The organism is Neolewinella marina, from assembly GCF_002631205.1.
Lineage (GTDB): Bacteria > Bacteroidota > Bacteroidia > Chitinophagales > Saprospiraceae > Neolewinella > Neolewinella marina.
The window spans coordinates 255714-272539 of sequence record NZ_PDLO01000003.1 but is presented as its reverse complement, the minus strand read 5'-3'; the positions used below and the strand labels follow the sequence as shown (position 1 = coordinate 272539).

Below are 16826 nucleotides of genomic sequence, written 5' to 3'. Positions count from 1 at the left end.
ATAGATGATCAGACCGCAACCGTACTCAAACTCACCCTTAACTCTTCCTGGGCTTCCTGGGCAACGGCCCGCACCGCAGGTGAGATATCGGTCAGTCCGGCGTAGTACTCCACTACCGGCAGGTAGCGCACGTCCTGCAGGCAACTGATCAGCCGCAGGGCGGCGATCTTCAGCCGGTCGTCGCGGCCGCGCAGCACCCGGCGCAGGGACTTGAACTCCCGCCGCCGCAGTTCGGCCAACTCTTCCTTTCCGGCATACTTCTTCTCTCCAGCCGTGGAAACCTGCCGTTGCCGCTTGTCGAGCACGGGGATGATGAGCCGTTTCAGGGAAAGTTCCAGGAGGTTATCCAGGAATTCAATGGCGCTGATCTGCACCGCACTGTTATCGCCGTTAAGGGCCAAATGGACCGGTATGACGTCGGCCGGCGGATAGCGCAGCCCGAGGAGGCGGAAGAGGCGGTTGAAGGTTCCCCGCATCCGCTGCCGCAGCAGGCTCGCGTAGGCCTCCCGGTACGCCAGTTCGTCCTCGCTTTCAGTATAGCGCAGCAGGATTTCCTGGTGCATCAGCTGGTCGTGCTGGGATTCGTAGGTCCTTACCTCGGAGACGACCAGGCGGTAGATCAATTTGCCGGGCATATTCCGCTTGGGAAAGTCGCGCCGGAAGGCATTCAGTGCCCGGAGCACCTCCATCCGTAGGGGAAGGTCGTGGGGGTAGTAACGTTCGATAAGGGAGAACAGCAGGTCGACCGACTGCTGCCGGTCGATTTTCTCAATGACCGAAGGCAGGCGGCGGACCTCCGCCAGGGAGAGCTCCCCCTTGGCCACCAGGTCGGGCACCACCCCCAGCAGGCCGCCCTGGTACTGCACGAGGGCATTGATGGCCATGGTCCGCTGTCCGGGATGCACGATCAGATGCAGCAAGGGGACAATCAGGTCTTCGTGCTGGCTTTCGCCGGCCGCGAGGATCGCGTAGCGCAGCACATCCTCGTTTTCCGACACCAGGCACCGCTGGATAAAGGCCCGTCCGGTCGCGGTCTTCGACCGCCCCGAGGCCCGCAGCAGATAGGGATACCACCGCTGCCGCTCCGCGGCCGGCATACCCCGCAGCTCACGGATGCGGCGACGCAGGCGCTGCCCCACCCGCCACTGCTTCTGGCTGAACTCGTTGCCGGCGGTTTCGGTCGCCAGGCTTACCAGTGCCGCACCTGAGATGTCCGGGTTGGGGTCATCGAGCAGGGGCTCCAGCACGGAGCGTTCTACGGCGTGAGTCCGGGAGAAGAGGTAGTCAAAGGCTGCCGACCTGACCTGCCGTTCCGGATCCCGTAGCAGGGGCATTACTTCGTCCAGCAACTCCGTTCCGGGTTGCAGGTACAGGCTGCGGAGGGCCCGGGAGCGGACGTTCCCCGAGGGGTGGGCCAGCAGGCGGCGGATCGGCTCGCGGAAGGAACTTCCACTCAGGTCATCGGTACGCTCCAGCACGTAGAGCAGCTGCTTTTCGTGGGTACTCATCTGCCCTTCTTCCAGCACCTGCAGGAAGCCGGCCATCACCTTGCGGTGGTGACTGCGCAGGCGGTTGCGGTGTTCCTTGGGTTTAAGGTGGGACAGCTGGGCGCGGAACGCCTCGATGTACTCTTCCCGGATCAGCACTACGCTGCCCATCCAGAGGGCCACCAGGGCCAGGATCACCCAACTGATGGCCGGGGCCGAAAGGTGGAGCACCTGGGTGACGAGAATCAGCAGCAAGCCCCCCACCCCGCCGGCGAGACTGTCTACGAATACATCGATGTAGGTCTTGACCCGCTTCTTGGTCTCTTCGTCGAGCGGCAGGAACAGCATCTCGATACTTGCCCGGCTCAGGCTCTGTTTCAGGCTGCCATCGACCGAGCGACTGAAGATGGCGGCGTTCAGTCCGGGCATGGCCAGCATCACCACCGCACCGATGCCCAGGCCCACTGGCAGGAACAGCAGGGCCCCGCTAACCCCCATGCCCTGTACTACCCGGTGAGTGAACAGGAGCTGAATGACCAGGGCCACGATGTTGAAAGTCGAATACCAGAAACCGAAGAAGCCCGCCAGCCGGTCCTGGTCGCCGTAGCGCTCGGCCGCCAGTACGCTGAACTGATAGTCCACCAGTTTCGCCACCGTGACGCTCAGGGCCACGATCACACAGAGCAGGAGTAGGTGCTTGCTGGCCAGAATCAGACGGTGCGGGGCTTCGTACCCGGTGTCGGATTTGCGTTTGCGGCTAATGAGGCTCTGTTTGCGCGCCACGTACCGCCGCCAGATCACGGTGGTCAGGATCAGGGCCGGCAGCAGCAGGCCCGCCGCCATCAGGATAAGGTTGCGTGCCCCTATTTCCTGGGCCAGCAGGGAGGTGATGTATCCCCCGGCAATTCCACCGGCTATGGCACCCGCCCCGATGAGGCCGAACAACCGCTTTGCCTGACGGACGTCAAAAACGAAGCTCGCCATCATCCAGAACTGGGAGGCTGCCAGCACCCCGAAAATGGCGGTCCAGAGATAAAGGACCACTGCAACGGTGGGCCGCGCCAGTGGAATCTTCATGAAGCCCGCGCACCCCAGCAGTATCGCCAGGCACACCAGCAGGGAAACCGTACTGACCCGCAGCAGGCTATAATGCCGCAAAGCCAGGGAATACCCGGTACTCACGATGGCTGCCAATACCGCCGTAGTAAGAAAAATGTAGGGCAAGCCAATGGCCCCGTACTCGGACAGAAACAGGGCACTGGCCGTCGGCTTGACGATCAGCAGGGTACAGATGATGAGAAAGACGAGCAACTGCAGCAACAGCACGGCCCCCCACTCCCCCGGGCGGGCACGAAATAGCTTGCTCAAAACTTGCTGCATACGGAGACGTTAATTCCCTCGTGGGCCAGGTGTACAATCTTAACTCAGGACACGCGAGAACTGCACCGCCCTCCCCTTTCCTAACAAGATAACTCTATAAAATGTCAACCTCCCCGCAATTTGGAGAAGTCCTCAACCAGGTAGACAACAACGACCGCCAGGAAACCATAGTTCTTGGCGGCGGCTGTTTCTGGTGCGTTGAAGCCGTATTCCAGGACATCCAGGGCGTCCAGCGCGTCATCAACGGTTACGCCGGCGGCGACGCCAAGACGGCGAATTACGAAGCGGTGTGCACCAAGCAGACCGACCACGTGGAAGTGGTCCTGCTGGAGTTCGACCCGGAAGAGATCAGCCGCGACGAAATTCTGGAAATCTTCTTTGTCTCCCACGACCCCACCACCCCCAACCGCCAGGGCAACGACATCGGCCCCCAGTACCGCAGCGCGGTATTCTATACCGACCAGGCGCAGAAGGAAGCCGCCGAACGGCAGATGAGTGAGCTGGTACCCGAGCTCTACGGCAAGCCCGCCGTTACCGAGCTGCGGCCCTTCCAGAGCTTCTACCCCGCTGAAGACTACCACCAGAATTACTACAGCAAGGTGGGCGACCGGAACAGCTACTGCACCTTCGTCATTACCCCCAAGGTGGGCAAGATCCGCAAAAAGTACAGCCACCGATTAAAGTCCCGTGCATGAAACCCTGGGCCACTACGCTTGTATTACTACTTTTTACCGCCGCACTCGCGGCGCAAAACCATTCATCCTATATGGATACCACCAGTTACAGTCTCGGCATCGTGCTGAGCCAGAACCTGAAAAGTCAGGGATTCGACAGCATCGACGCCAGCAGTCTGGCCAAAGGATTTGAAGACGGCCTGAGCGGTTCGGGCAGCGTTTCCCCCGAACAGGCCAACCAATACATCCAGCAGTACTTGCAGAAGGCGGCGGCGGCCGCAGGTGCCGAGGCCCGCAAGGAAGGCGATGCCTACCTGGCCGAGAACGCCAAGCGCCCCGAAGTGAAAGTTACCGACTCCGGCCTGCAGTACGAAGTACTCAAGGAAGGAACGGGTGCCAGCCCCTCCGCCACGGAGACGGTTAAGGTCCACTACCACGGTATGCTGGTCGACGGCACCGTATTCGACAGCTCCGTAGAGCGCGGTCAGACCATCGAATTCCCCCTGAACCGGGTGATCCGCGGCTGGACCGAAGGCCTGCAGCTCATGAAGGAAGGAGCCAAGTACCGCTTCTACATTCCCTTCGACCTGGCATACGGCGAGCAGGGTTCTCCCCCCGCCATCCCCCCCTACTCCACGCTGATCTTCGACGTAGAGCTCTTCGAGGTTAAATAAGCGAAGCGACCGGCTCGCTCACGGGTTGGGTGCCCATCCACTGCTGAAACAGTTCAGCCAGTTCCTGGGTGGCGCCCATCCCGTAGGCGGCGGCGCCGAGCATCAAGGTGGTGACGACGAAGGTTACGGTACGAGCCTGGCGACGGCGTTTGCGGTCATTCTTAAGCGTGAGGTAATTCATGGTTTGGTATCGTTGATGTCCTGGTAAGTTGGTAACGCCTAATTTAGTCAGCCTCATATACTTAACCCCTCCCCACCCCCCCATTTTAGGACCGATTTAAGGTCTCCTTTACGGAACGGTACCCTTTTGGCAGGGACCGGCATCCACCCAGCGAACATCCTACGTTAAAAAAGCTATCAGAAACCATGCCCACCCTTTCCGACGCCTACAGCACCCTGAGCCGGGAAGTGGCCGCCGCCGGTGCCCGACTGGTGGTAGTGACCAAGACCCATCCCGTGGAAGTGATCAGGGAGCTCTACGAGCTGGGCCACCGCGACTTCGGTGAAAACCGCGTCTCCGAGCTGGAAGAGAAACACCCCCAGCTGCCCAAAGACATCAACTGGCACTTCATCGGCCACCTCCAGCGCAACAAGGTCAAGAACGTCTTGCCCCTGGTTTCCCTGATACATTCCGGAGACAGCCTCCGCCTCCTGCGGGAGATCGACAAGCGGGCCAGCGACCGCCGGGTGGACGTGCTCCTGCAGTACCACATCGCGGAGGAAGAGAGCAAATACGGCCTCACCGTGGAATCGGGCCGCCAGCTGCTGGAATCCATCCGTGAGCAGCCGCTCAAGCACGTCCGCATCGTCGGCGTGATGGGCATGGCCACCTACACCGACGACAAAGAGCAGGTAGCCCAGGAATTCCGCACCCTCCACGAAATCTACTCTTCCGTCAAGGAGGAGTTCTTCCTCGACGAGCCCACCTTTTCGGAGATCAGCATGGGCATGTCCGGCGACTACGAGGTCGCCCTCCAGCAGGGAAGTACCCTGGTCCGCATCGGCAGCCGGCTGCTCGGCGAACGCAACTACGACTGAGCCTGCGCCCCGGCGGGTGGCGTAAACAACAGCGGAAAGAACCGCCCCTCCATTCTCTCCCCCTTCGGCACCACCGGCACGCCCTTTAGGAGCTCTTCGGTGACGTTGCTGCGGGTGCCATCCGCAAATACATTAAGTACGAAAGCCCGCCGCGCCCGCTCCGAACGGTTGTGGTAGGAACCGTGGACCAGTAGCGGATGGTGAAAGGTGGCGTACCCCGCCGGTAATTCCACGGCCACCCGCTGATCGAACGCCCGCCGCTGTTCGGCGTCCAGCTGGGCGTAAAGGCCTTCCATATCGTTGGCCAGGGTGGTCTTGTCCAGCAATTTCCAGCGGTGTGAACCGGGGACGTACTGCAGGCAGCCATTCTCCGGCGTAGCATCGTCCAGGGCCGTCCAGCAGGTCAGGTGCTGAATCGGGCCCGTGCGGGTCCAGTAGCTGTAATCCTGGTGCCAGGCGACCACTCCCCCGTGGCGGGCGGGCTTGCAGAACAACTGGTCGTGCCAGAAGCGCACCGCCCGGTTGCCTAGCAACTGGGAGGCAGCCACCAGAAACCGCGGGTTCCAGAGTACATCGTGAAAGCCTGGCGTAATGCGCCAGTGCCCCAGGCTGTGAAAGAGGACCGCATCTGGATCTCCGCTTTCGTTGCTGTGGTATTCGTAAAAGAGGTGGTTTCCGGGGTGGTCGGGCTGCACGAGGGCCTCCAGTTCTTCCCGCAACCGCCCAACCTCCTCTTCCTCCAGCAACTTTACCTTGCTCAGGTAGCCGTGCTCGTGGAAAAAGTCAACCTGTTCATTCGAAAGCGCGTACCGCTCCCAGGCCTCCTCGGCGCTGAGGGGTGGGAACAGGTCGCTGATCGGGGCGGCGTACTGGGATAGATCACGCTGGGACATGGCGGTGGCATTTGCACCGAATATAGCTAGCCGGCGGAACTCGGATCGGTAAAGGTCCAGGCCAGGACCCGGCTTTTCTTGTTGCCCTGCTCCATGGACAGGACGCGCACCGTGACTCCCTCCAGGGCATCCAGCAATTGGCGGGCGGAGCGCAGGTAGCCCTTCTTGGAGACCAGGGTCGTAAACCACCCCACCTGCCGGCTGAAGTCCTGGCTTTCCCGGATCATGCGCCGCAGGAACGCCATCTCTCCCCCCGGCGTCCACAACTCCGAATCCGCCCCGCCGAACGACAGTCCGCCGTCGGTCCGCCCCAGTTTCCGCCACTTTTTTTCCCCCGCCCGTTCGGCGGATTCCCGGTCGGCGTAGAAGGGAGGATTGCAGAGGGTAAGGTGGAAGTAGTCCTCCGGCTGGATGATGCCCCGAAAGATGAAGGCCGACTCCTCCTGCTGGCGGATCTCGATGTGCCGGCGCAGCTTGGGGTTGAACTTGACGATGGCCCGGGCCACCCGTACGCTGTCCGGATTTACCTCCGACCCCACGAATGACCAGCCGTACTCTCCCACCCCCAGGATGGGGTAGATCACACTGGCCCCGGTACCGATGTCCAGTACCCGTTGGGCCTTGGGCAGCAGGTCGGCAATGGTATGGATATAATCCAGCCGACCCGGCAGTGGAGGCACCAGGTGGCCGTCCGGCAGGTCCCAGTGCTGCAATCCGTAATCCCGCAGCAGCAACACCCGATTGAGCAGTCGCAGGGCTTCGTTCCGGGAAAAATCCAGGCTCAACTTGCCCACGGGGTTCGTAAACAGATATTGCTTCAGGCCGGGTTCCAGCCGGCAGAGTTCCGTAAAGTCGTGCTTGCCACGGTATCGGTTTCGGGGGTGCATACGCCGGGTGTATCGGGGGGCAAAGGTAGTCGTCCGCAGCAGAAATCCGCGGAGGTCGGGCTACCTTGCGCCCATGGAAACGATGCCCCTGTCCCAGCTGGCTACCTTTATCCGTAGGGTATTCGCCCTCAACCTGCCCGAACCGGTGTGGGTGGCGGCCGAGCTGGCCCAGGTGCAGGAATCGCGCGGCCATACCTGGCTCACCCTGGTGGAAAAAGGGGAAGGGGAAGAGGCCATCGTGGCCCAGCTCGAGGGGGTGATCTGGTCCTCCACCCGTAAGCAACTGGAAAAGGCCCACGGACTGCGCCTCCTCCGCGGACTGCTGCAGGAGGGGATGTCGGTGCGGCTGCGGGTCAGCGCCTCTTTCCACGAACGCTACGGACTGAAGCTCATCGTGGAGGACCTCGACCCGGAACATACCCTCGGCAGCCTGGAACGCCGACGGCAAGCGACGCTGGAGGCCCTGAGCCGCGACGGTCTGCTGGACCGGAACGCACAACGGCCCCTGCCCGTAGCCCCCCAGCGACTGGCGGTGATCAGCGCGGATACGGCGGCGGGATGGTCCGACTTCCGGCGTCAGCTCGCCGAAAACGTCTTCGGTTATGCTTTTACGACCGACCTGTACGCCGCGGCGATGCAGGGAGTACAGACCACCGAGGAGATCACGACCCGCCTGCGACAGATCGGGCGGCGCAGTGGCGAATACGACCTGATCGTCATCGTCCGCGGCGGCGGCGGCAAGACCGACCTGGCGGCCTTCGACGATGAGCGGCTGTGCCGGGCGGTGGCCGACGCTCCCCTGCCGGTGGTGGCGGGCATCGGTCACGAAATCGACGCCACGGTGATGGACCGGGTGGTCCACCGCAGCCTAAAGACCCCGACGGCCGTCGCGGCCTACCTGATCGACCGGCTCGCCCAAACGGAAGCTACCCTGCTGGGATTGGGACGGCGTATCGCTGCCACCTCCACCGCAAGGTTGCACGAGGAGGACACCATGCTGAACCGGCGGGCCTCCGCCGTGCGACAAAGCGCCACGGCCTTACTGGAAGCCGGGCACCTGCGCACCGACGCCCGGGAAAGGGAACTGCTGGTTGCGGTGAGCCACCAGCTCGACCGGGCCAACGACCTGCTGGACAAGCAAACGGCCCTACTCGATGCACTTCGCCCCGAGACCACCCTGGCGCGGGGATACGCCCTCGTGAGCCAGGCAGGCAGCATACTGACCGACCCCCAACAGGTGAAGGCCGGCGAAGTGGAAGTCAGGCTCCGCGACGGAAAACTCCGTCTGAAGAAGGATTAATTCCCGAAGCCGATAGATTTGGATCCTCCCTTGCTGCTGCGGTAAAGCTCCGCCATGCGGATGGCCGTGACGGCCGCCTCGACGCCCTTGTTGCCGTGCTTGCCGCCGGCCCGGTCGAGGGCCTGCTGGTGGTCATTCGGAGTGAGCACCCCGAAAATGAAGGGTTTGCCGGTGGTGATGCTCAGGTTGACGAGCCCCTGGCTGACGGCGTTGTTGATGTATTCGTCGTGCTTGGTTTCCCCCTTGATGACGCAACCCAGGCAGACCACCACGTCGGGCTTTTCCCGGGCGGCAAGGATGCGACCGGCGGCCGGCAACTCAAAGGTTCCCGGCACCTGGACGGTGTGGATGTTTTCCTCCTTGGCGCCGTGCTTGACCAGGGTGTCGTAGCAGCCCCGGTAGAGCTCGTGGGTAATGTCGGCGTTCCAGTCCGCTACCACGATACCGAAGGTCATCGGCGCGGCGTCGGGCAAGGAGGAATCGTCGTAACTGCTGAGGTTTTTCTGGGCGGAAGCCATGGCTTTATTTTGCGCCCAAGATACTGCGGGCGGGGGAAGCCACCGCGCCTCAGAAAGGCAGGCGGTCCACGTCGACGTTGCCCCCGGTGAGGATGATGCCTACGTGCCGCCCCTGGAAGGTTTCCGGATGCCGCAGGATAGCGGCTAATGGTACGGCGCAGCTGGGCTCGACGATGATCTTCATCCGCTCCCAGATCATGCGCATGGCCGCGATGATCTCCGCCTCGGAGACCGTGAAGATGTCCTTTACGTAATCGCGGATGATGGGGAAATTCCGTTCTCCGAGGTTGGTGCGCAGTCCGTCCGCCACCGTCTGATTGGTTTCGTTCTCCTCGATGCGGCCGCTGCGCAGGCTGCGGAGGGCATCGTCGACGGCTTCGGGTTCCGCGCCGATCACCTCCGCCTGTACGCTGAAGTAGCGGGCGGACAGGGCCGTTCCCGCCAGCAGTCCGCCACCGCCAACCGGGGCCACGATATAGTCGAGTACCGCCTCGGTGTCCTCAATGAGCTCCAGGGCTGCCGTGGCCTGTCCGGCAATGACCCCGTAATCGTCGTAGGGGTGAATGAAGGCCGCGCCGCGCTCGGCGATCACCTCCTCCAGGGCTGCCTGCCGCTCGCGGGGGGTGTTGTTACAGTAGGTGATGTGGGCACCGTACCCCTCCACCGCGGCGACCTTCACCCGGGGGGCATCGTGGGGCATGACGATATAGGCCGGCACCCCGAGAATCTGGGCGGCCTTGGCCACGGCCTGGGCGTGGTTGCCGCTGCTGTGGGTGGCCAGTCCGCGCTCCCGCTCCCGGGGGCTGAACCGCAGGGCCGCCGAGGCGCCGCCCCGCATCTTGAAGGCCCCGATGCGCTGGAAGTTTTCACACTTGAAGTACAGCCGGGCACCCGCCAGCTGGTCGATGCTCCGGTTCGTCAGCACCGGGGTGCGGTGCACGAAGGGGTGGATGGCCTCGTGGGTAACCAGCAGTTCAGCCTGGTTAGGCGCGCTGTGCAGGGGGGGAAGTTCAATCATTTGTAGTGGGCGGAGAGCCATTTGGTTACTTCCTCCAACCAGCCCCTGACCGGGGTTTCCCGTTCGCGCGCCGCCCCGAATCCGTGGCCGCCCGTGGCGTAAATTCTCAGGTCGGCCGCTACCCCGTGGGATTGCAGGGCAGCATAATATTCCAGCGAATTGCGGGGAGGGACCGCCTTGTCGTCGGAGGCATGAATGAGCAAGGTGGGCGGGGTAAGGGAATCCACCTGAGCAGGAAGGTGAAAATATTCCCGCAGGTCGGCATCTTCCTCCGGTCCGAGCAGGTTGGCCTGGCTGCCGGCGTGGCCGCGGCGGTCCGCGTCCATCAGGGTGACCGGGTACACCAGGATACTGAAGGCGGGACGGCTGCTCACACCCCCTTCTTCCCGCGGGTGGACCGAGGCGGAACCCGCCAGGTGGCCACCGGCCGAAAAGCCCATCACCCCTACCTGGTCCGTGGCGAAGCCGAGGCTATCGGCCAGGCCCCGAATGCGCAGCAAGCCAGTCTGGGCATCATTCAGGGCCACTTCGGAGCGGCACTCCGGCTCGGCCCGGGCGGGCAGGCGGTGGCTGAGGACAAAGGCGTGGTACCCCGCGTGGCTGAGGTAGCGCGCGATGTCCGTTCCCTCAAGGTCCCACGCCTCAATGGCGTACCCGCCACCGGGGATGATCATCACGGCATCGGCCCGACCCGAGCGGGGTATCGGGGCGAAATAGTGGAGCTCCGGCTCGCTTACGTCGGTGAGGATGCGCCCGATGCCGGCTTCGTTCCGGCTGCCCAGCGGGCGATCGTTTGCGCAGGGAATGGGACCCGTGTACACCGGAAACACCTGATCCTGGCCGGTGAGTACGGCAGCGAAGAACAGCAAGGGCAGCAGGAGGCGCATTTCGGGGGATTGGCGGGTAATGGATTACAATTTGCGGTAGCCCGTATCGGTCAACTGCAGGGCGTAGGCACCGGGGTAGCCCATTTCCAGGGCGCGGTCGCGCACGCTCCGGGCCTGGTCCGCGCTCGTGAGGTCATCGATGAAGAAGACCGTCAGTTCACCCCGCTTTTCCGTCCGCAGGGTGCCGAGGGTTGCCGCGCGTTCCCGGTCGAAGTTTTCCGGTTTGCCGAAGGCTCCGAGTTGTACCCGGAAGGCAGCCTGGGTGGCGGCCGGAGCCGGTGCCGGGGGAGGTGCCGGTGTCCCGGAGGCGGGTGCCGGGGCCGCAGGGGAAGGCCGCGCGGCCGGAGCTCCTTCTTCCGTCACTACAAAGCTTCCCGCGTAGCCAAGGTCGCGGGCACGCTGGGCGGCACCCTGGGCCGCTTCCCGGTCGGCGTAGCCGCCCAGGCGGACCTTGAAGCGGCCGTCGGCCTCCTGGAGGTATACCCGGCCAAAGGTCGACAGGTTCTCGAACTGCTGGAGGTTGGGGCGGTTGCTCACGCTGGCGATCTGGACGGCAAATCCCGGGGCGGGGGTGGCCGCCGGCCGGTCGTAGGTCGCAGGAGCCGGGGGGCCACCACCGCCGGTAGGCTCGGTGACGACGGGCCGGGGAGCGGGAGCAGGGGCCGCGGGGCGATCGTTGGCGGCCGTGGGAGCCGGACGTTCGTTGCCCACCGTGGGAGCCGGATGGCTAACGGTTCCGCCGGCGGCACCGGGCAGCAGCAGGATATTTCCGAAAGCGTCGGACTGCTGTCCGCCACCGGTGGTCACCGGAAAGTTCATGGGCGCATAGCCGAAGGCATCAACGGATACGTCGTAGGTGGTGTACGGCTGCACCGAAGTGTAGTAAGCCCCGTTGACGTCGGTGGTGAGGGTGGTTGACGTCGAATCGCTGCGGCGGGTGATGACTACGGTAGCGTCGGCGATGGGAAGATTGGTCTGGATGTCGGTTACGTATCCGCGGACCGCCCCGAACGGCACGGGGTCGTCGGCGGAAACTCCCTCCGGGACGGAAGTGACTGGACCATTATCGGCTCCGGCCGGGCGGTTCTCGGTAGCGCCGGTGGCCGGGCTGATGTAGTACAGGTCTTCGGACGAGGCCATTCCCGCCGGGCGGTTGCTGGTGACGTAGCCCGTCTGGGCGGTCGGATCAAAGAGGAAGCCCAGGTCGTCGCGGCTGCTGTTCACGGCTGCCCCCATGTGGTAAAGGGTGGTGGGGCGCCGCCCTTCCATGGCCGCCCGGAACACGTCGTAGCCGCCGAGGCCGTGGTGCCAGTCGCTGGAAAAGAACAGGCTGTTGCCATCGAAGAAGGGCGTGATTTCGTTTCCGCGAGAATTGACGGCGGGACCTACGTTTTCGGGCACGGCGTCCCAGCCGCGGCCATCGAAGGAGGCCCGGTAGATGTCGTATCCTCCGTAACCACCGGGGCGGTCGCTGGCGAAGTAGATCGTGCGATCGTCGTTGGCGGCAAAGGTGCCGTAGCCGGTACTGAAGTCGTTTCCGTTGAACGGCAGGGGCCGCACGTTGGTCCATCTCCCCTCGGGGTTGACGTCGGCGACCATCAGGGTAAGGGTGATGCCGGCTTCGGGCACCATGCGGGTACCGGGGGTAAAATTGTTCCGGCTGAACAGCACGGTGCGTCCGTCGGGGCTGTAGCTCACCGGACCAATGAATCCGTTCTCAATGCGGTAGCCAAAGCTCAGGGGCACCGGGTCGGAGGCCGTGCCGTCCGCCGCCAGGTTGGCCACGTAGGGGCGGTTCCCGGCCATACCGTCGAAGTCCTCGTCCGCCCGACCGGAATTGAATACCAGCCGGCCCGGCTGGGGCACGCTGGCCCCGAAGTCGGCGGCCAGGCTGTTGATCGACATTCGCTCGGCCTGGAAGCCCGCGTGCTCGTTCCGTTGTTGCTGGGCAAACCGGGTACTGGTCACGTAATGGTTACCCACCGTGGGGTCCGTTTCCCGGGCGTAGGCCGCGAAGAGGGGTTCGGCCTGGGCGTACTCCCCCAGTCCCCGGAGGGTCTGGGCGTAGCCCAGCAGGGTTTCGGCATCGACGCGGCGGTCGGCCATAGCCCGTTCGTAGTACATCCGGGCGGTATCGAGCTGGTTCAGCATCCGGTGGGCGTGGCCGAGGCGGGAGAGGGCTTCCACATCGTCGGAGCGGTAGTCCAGGGCGCGGCGGTAGCTCTCGATCGCCAGGTTATAGGCGTGGAGCTCCAGCTGCTTGTCGGCGGTGCGCATCTCGCTGCGGAACTGGGCCGCAAGCGGCACGGCGGCCAGCGTCGGAAGGAGGAAGAGCAGGGTCTTGAATACGTGGTTCATGACGGGAATATAGGTCGCCCCAAACATAGGTAATTTCCCTGCGGCGGCGGTGCCCCTTCCGCTAACCCGAACCCGTACTGCACCGCAGGGGTAATAGCTGGTATGGCTCCCCCCCTGCCCCCGCCCGCCGATCGCCCGATGGTGGTAACCGCCTGGTTCGCCGAAGAAGACCTGGCCCCCTTCAACGCACTGCGCCGCCGCTTCTTCCCGCCGGAAAGGAACTACCTCGACGCCCACCTGACCCTCTTCCACCACATTCCCCCGGGTATTCGCGGGGCTTTCCTGCACGCTGCGGCCGATGCCTGCGCCGGGCTCCCTCCGGTACCGGTGGAGATACGACCACCATTCCTGCTGGGCCGGGGAGTAGCGTACGCGGTGGCTTCGGACGGATTACGGCACCTGCGGTCCCGCCTGGTCGAACAATTTTCCCCCTCACTCACCGCACAGGACCTGAACAGCTGGGGCCGGCCTCATCTGACGGTACAGAATAAGGTGGCCCCGGAAGACGCCCACCGGCTGTTGCGCCGACTACAGCCCCGGTTTACCCCTTGCCACATCGCTCTGAAGGGGCTGAGCTGCCATACCTACGACGGTGGCCCCTGGAGCCTGATCACCCACCTGCCTTTCGGAAAACCTTAATCCGGGGCGGTTCGTTACTCCACCATGGCAGCCAAGGAAGAAAAACCTGAATTCAAGAACCCCATCGACGGGAAGAAAGTGGCCCTGAACCCCCAGCTCCTCCCCTACGCCCACGAGCGCGGAGCGGCGGTAGTGAAGCCCGTGGACCGCGGCAAGATCACCGGTCTGGCCATGACCGCCATGTACGAGCAGACCAACCAGCAGCTCGACCAGATCCGTGCGCAGATGGAACTGCTGGCTGCCCAGGCCAACGAGATCGCCCACCGGATGTCGGTCAGCGAACGCATCTACGAGGCGGAGATGAACATCGACCCGATCGTGAACCGGACCTACTACCTCTACGAGCGCAGCAACGGCAAAAGTCTGCTGAGTCTGGTGAGTCCCGCCGAGTGGGGCCCCCGCCCCCCTTACCACTACCTGGCGACCGTGCGACTGCTCGGCGACCACACCTGGGAGGTGATCGAGCGACGGGAGGACCTGGAAGACTAGCATTCGCCCCGCCAGAGGTTAACTTTGTCGAAAACATCCTCAATGACCGTTGACGACGACCTAGTATTGCGGCTGGCCGATCTTGCCAAGCTGGACGTCTCCGAAAACCGCCTGGGTAAACTCCGCGGTGACCTGACCCGCATCCTGGCGATGGTGGAAAAGCTGAATGAACTCGACCTGGAAGACGTCGAGCCCCTGCGCTACGTGACCGAGGCCGAACAGGCACTGCGGCCGGACCGCGCCGGGGATCACCTGGACCGCGAACGGGCAATGGAAAACGCCCCGGAAAGCGACGGGGTGTTCTTCCGGGTACCGAGAGTTATCTAACCCACAAATTGCCCCATGGCCGCCGTAATTGACATTCACCAACTGACCAAGACCTACCTCATGGGGCAAACCCAGGTACGTGCCCTGCGCGGCATCGACCTGCAGATTCAGACCAATGAGTACGTGGCCCTGATGGGCCCCTCCGGTTCGGGCAAGTCGACCCTGATGAACCTCCTGGGCTGCCTCGACTCCCCCACCTCCGGCCGTTACCTGCTCGACGGCAAGGACGTCAGCCAGATGGAAGACGCGGAACTGGCCAGGATCCGCAACGAAAAGATCGGCTTCGTCTTCCAGACCTTCAACCTGCTGCCCCGGCAGACGACGCTGGAAAACGTGGCCCTGCCCCTGGTCTACGCCGGACTACCCAAGAAGGCGCGGCGGGAGCGGGCCGCTGAAGTATTGCACGACGTGGGACTGGGCGACCGCCTCGACCACCGCCCCAACGAGCTTTCCGGTGGACAACGGCAGCGGGTAGCCATCGCCCGGGCCCTGGTGAACCGCCCGGCCATCATTCTGGCCGACGAACCCACGGGCAACCTGGACACGAAAACCTCCATTGAAATCATGGGCATCTTTGAGGATATCCAGGCCCGCGGCAATACCGTAATCCTGGTGACCCACGAACCCGACATCGCCGATCACGCCCACCGGATCGTGCGTTTGCGCGACGGAGAAGTCGAGAGCGACCTGCCCAACGAACACGTGATTCGGGTCAGTGATCCCACTCACCGGTATAATCAGGCCTGACTTGCTATCTTTGCGGCCAACTTCAAGCCGGGTGGCAATTGCCATCCGCCGTTACGATAGCATATATGAACCAACGTACGATAGCCAGTACCATCAGTATTAGTGGCGTAGGGCTGCACACCGGCCAGGAGGTGAACCTAACGTTTAAGCCCGCTCCGGAAGGTCACGGCGTCAAATTCCAGCGGGTCGACCTCGACGATCAGCCGCTGATGAACGTCGACGTGAACCGGATCGTCAGCACCGAACGATCCACTACCCTGGGCAGCGGCTCGGCCACCGTGTCCACCATTGAGCACCTCTTGAGCGCGCTTTCCGGACTGCAGGTCGACAACGTTCTGATCGAAATCGACGGCGGAGAGGTCCCCATCCTGGACGGCAGTGCCAGCCCCTTCGTGGAAAAGATTCTGGCCGCCGGCTTTGAAGAACAGGATGCCCCCCGCGACTACTTCGTGGTGGAGGAGCCCATCACCTTCCGCGACGAGGCCACCGGCTCCGAGATCGTGGCGCTGCCCTACGACGGTTTTGAAGTGGTGTCGATGATCGACTTCGACAGCCCCGTCCTCGGTCAGCAGTACGCCACCCTGCGCGGCTACGAGGATTACGCCACCGAGATTGCCCCCTGCCGCACCTTCGTGTTCCTCCACGAGCTGGAAGCACTCTTCGAGCACGACCTTATCCGCGGCGGCGACCTGACCAACGCCATCGTCATCGCCGACCGCCACGTGCCCCAGCCCCGCCTCAACTCCCTGGCCCAGAAGATGGGCAAGGAAACCGTAGAGGTGACCGAGCAGGGCATCCTCAACACCCTGGACCTGAAGTTCCACAACGAACCGGCCCGCCACAAGCTGCTGGACGTGATGGGCGACATCAGCCTCCTCGGCGTACCGATCCGCGGCCGCATCCTCGCCACCAAGCCCGGCCACCGGGTGAACGTGGCCTTCACCAAGCTGCTGAAGAAGGCCTACCTGGACCAGCGCCGCCTGAAGGGCCGCCCCCGCTACAATCCCAACGACGAGCCCGTCTTCACCACCGAGCAGATCCTCGAGGTGATGCCCCACCGGTACCCGTTCATGCTGATCGACAAGATCATCGAGATGAGCGATACCCACATCGTCGGACTAAAGAACCTGACCTTCAACGAGGCCTTCTTCCAGGGGCACTTCCCCAATAACCACGTGATGCCGGGCGTCCTGCAGATCGAAGCCATGGCCCAGACCGGTGGCCTGCTGGTACTCACCCAGCAGGAGGATCCCGGAAACTGGGACACCTACTTCCTGAAGATCGAGAACGCGAAGTTCAAAAACTTCGTTGTACCCGGTGATACGATACTGTTCAAGATGGAATTGACCGCTCCGGTCCGCCGGGGCATCTGCCAGATGCGCGGAACCGCCTACGTAGGGAACAAGCTCGTCTCTGAGGCCGACCTGGTCGCCCAGATCGTGCGCCGGACGTCCTGACGGGACTACTCCACCCTTGCCCTACCCTATCCGCCAACCATATAAAATCATTC

The 16826-nt window shown here is 63.3% G+C and carries 17 protein-coding genes; 9 read left to right on the top strand and 8 right to left on the bottom strand.

Going from position 1 to position 16826, the window contains the following annotated elements:
* Positions 1-8 precede the first annotated feature (8 nt).
* Positions 9-2867, bottom strand: coding sequence for an Npt1/Npt2 family nucleotide transporter (locus tag CGL56_RS09555; protein ID WP_099106312.1), 2859 nt, complete (start codon positions 2865-2867; stop codon positions 9-11).
* Positions 2868-2968: 101 nt separating this feature from the next.
* Here CGL56_RS09555 and msrA point away from each other — a divergent pair, with 101 nt between their 5' ends.
* Together msrA and CGL56_RS09545 are read left to right on the top strand one after the other, a co-directional pair.
* Positions 2969-3562 (top strand): peptide-methionine (S)-S-oxide reductase MsrA, encoded by a 594-nt coding sequence (msrA, locus tag CGL56_RS09550; RefSeq protein ID WP_099106311.1) that lies wholly within the window; start codon positions 2969-2971, stop codon positions 3560-3562.
* Between the two features lie 71 nt (positions 3563-3633).
* Positions 3634-4215: an FKBP-type peptidyl-prolyl cis-trans isomerase gene (locus CGL56_RS09545; protein WP_167641566.1), complete on the top strand. Its 582-nt coding sequence runs from the start codon at positions 3634-3636 to the stop codon at positions 4213-4215.
* Here the strand turns inward: CGL56_RS09545 and CGL56_RS09540 are convergent.
* Positions 4208-4396 (bottom strand): hypothetical protein, encoded by a 189-nt coding sequence (locus CGL56_RS09540; RefSeq protein ID WP_099106309.1) that lies wholly within the window; start codon positions 4394-4396, stop codon positions 4208-4210. The two genes, CGL56_RS09545 and CGL56_RS09540, sit on opposite strands and share 8 nt — an antisense overlap.
* Before the next feature lie 185 nt (positions 4397-4581).
* Here CGL56_RS09540 and CGL56_RS09535 point away from each other — a divergent pair, with 185 nt between their 5' ends.
* On the top strand, positions 4582-5253 hold the full coding sequence (locus CGL56_RS09535; RefSeq protein ID WP_099106308.1) for a YggS family pyridoxal phosphate-dependent enzyme: 672 nt from the start codon (positions 4582-4584) through the stop codon (positions 5251-5253).
* Here the strand turns inward: CGL56_RS09535 and CGL56_RS09530 are convergent.
* Positions 5244-6146 (bottom strand): phytanoyl-CoA dioxygenase family protein, encoded by a 903-nt coding sequence (locus CGL56_RS09530; RefSeq protein ID WP_099106307.1) that lies wholly within the window; start codon positions 6144-6146, stop codon positions 5244-5246. The two genes, CGL56_RS09535 and CGL56_RS09530, sit on opposite strands and share 10 nt — an antisense overlap.
* Positions 6147-6172: 26 nt before the next feature.
* Positions 6173-7033 carry a 23S rRNA (adenine(1618)-N(6))-methyltransferase RlmF gene (rlmF, locus tag CGL56_RS09525; RefSeq protein ID WP_099106306.1) on the bottom strand — a complete coding sequence of 287 codons (861 nt, stop codon included), beginning with the start codon at positions 7031-7033 and terminating at the stop codon, positions 6173-6175.
* Between the two features lie 73 nt (positions 7034-7106).
* On the opposite strand from rlmF, the gene xseA reads away from it, so the two are divergent.
* A complete protein-coding gene (xseA, locus tag CGL56_RS09520) occupies positions 7107-8333 on the top strand; it encodes an exodeoxyribonuclease VII large subunit (protein WP_099106305.1) in 1227 nt (408 codons plus the stop codon).
* Here xseA and ribH read toward each other — a convergent pair.
* Genes ribH through CGL56_RS09500 form a run of 4 tightly spaced genes read right to left on the bottom strand, consistent with a single transcriptional unit; the run spans position 8330 to position 13114 of the window.
* Positions 8330-8851, bottom strand: a complete 522-nt coding sequence (ribH, locus tag CGL56_RS09515; protein ID WP_099106304.1) for a 6,7-dimethyl-8-ribityllumazine synthase — start codon at positions 8849-8851, stop codon at positions 8330-8332. The genes xseA and ribH overlap by 4 nt on opposite strands.
* Before the next feature lie 49 nt (positions 8852-8900).
* Positions 8901-9869 carry a pyridoxal-phosphate dependent enzyme gene (locus CGL56_RS09510; protein WP_099106303.1) on the bottom strand — a complete coding sequence of 323 codons (969 nt, stop codon included), beginning with the start codon at positions 9867-9869 and terminating at the stop codon, positions 8901-8903.
* A complete protein-coding gene (locus CGL56_RS09505) occupies positions 9866-10756 on the bottom strand; it encodes an alpha/beta hydrolase (RefSeq protein ID WP_099106302.1) in 891 nt (296 codons plus the stop codon). Before CGL56_RS09505 ends, CGL56_RS09510 begins: the two co-directional genes overlap by 4 nt.
* Before the next feature lie 24 nt (positions 10757-10780).
* Positions 10781-13114: an SPOR domain-containing protein gene (locus tag CGL56_RS09500; RefSeq protein ID WP_167641567.1), complete on the bottom strand. Its 2334-nt coding sequence runs from the start codon at positions 13112-13114 to the stop codon at positions 10781-10783.
* Positions 13115-13216: 102 nt separating this feature from the next.
* Between CGL56_RS09500 and CGL56_RS09495 the strand changes: the two genes are divergently transcribed.
* From CGL56_RS09495 to CGL56_RS09475, 5 genes are all read left to right on the top strand, one after another.
* Entirely contained in the window at positions 13217-13753 is a 537-nt protein-coding gene (locus CGL56_RS09495) for a 2'-5' RNA ligase family protein (RefSeq protein ID WP_099106300.1), read from the top strand.
* Between the two features lie 24 nt (positions 13754-13777).
* Positions 13778-14242 carry a DUF2452 domain-containing protein gene (locus CGL56_RS09490; protein ID WP_099106299.1) on the top strand — a complete coding sequence of 155 codons (465 nt, stop codon included), beginning with the start codon at positions 13778-13780 and terminating at the stop codon, positions 14240-14242.
* Between the two features lie 42 nt (positions 14243-14284).
* Complete coding sequence (gene gatC, locus CGL56_RS09485; RefSeq protein ID WP_099106298.1) at positions 14285-14569, top strand: Asp-tRNA(Asn)/Glu-tRNA(Gln) amidotransferase subunit GatC; 285 nt, start codon at positions 14285-14287, stop codon at positions 14567-14569.
* A 15-nt stretch (positions 14570-14584) separates the two neighbouring features.
* Positions 14585-15316, top strand: a complete 732-nt coding sequence (locus CGL56_RS09480) for an ABC transporter ATP-binding protein (RefSeq protein WP_099106297.1) — start codon at positions 14585-14587, stop codon at positions 15314-15316.
* Between the two features lie 65 nt (positions 15317-15381).
* The gene (locus CGL56_RS09475) at positions 15382-16773 is read left to right on the top strand and encodes a bifunctional UDP-3-O-[3-hydroxymyristoyl] N-acetylglucosamine deacetylase/3-hydroxyacyl-ACP dehydratase (RefSeq protein ID WP_099106296.1); all 1392 of its coding nucleotides are present in this window, start codon (positions 15382-15384) and stop codon (positions 16771-16773) included.
* Positions 16774-16826: the final 53 nt, after the last annotated feature.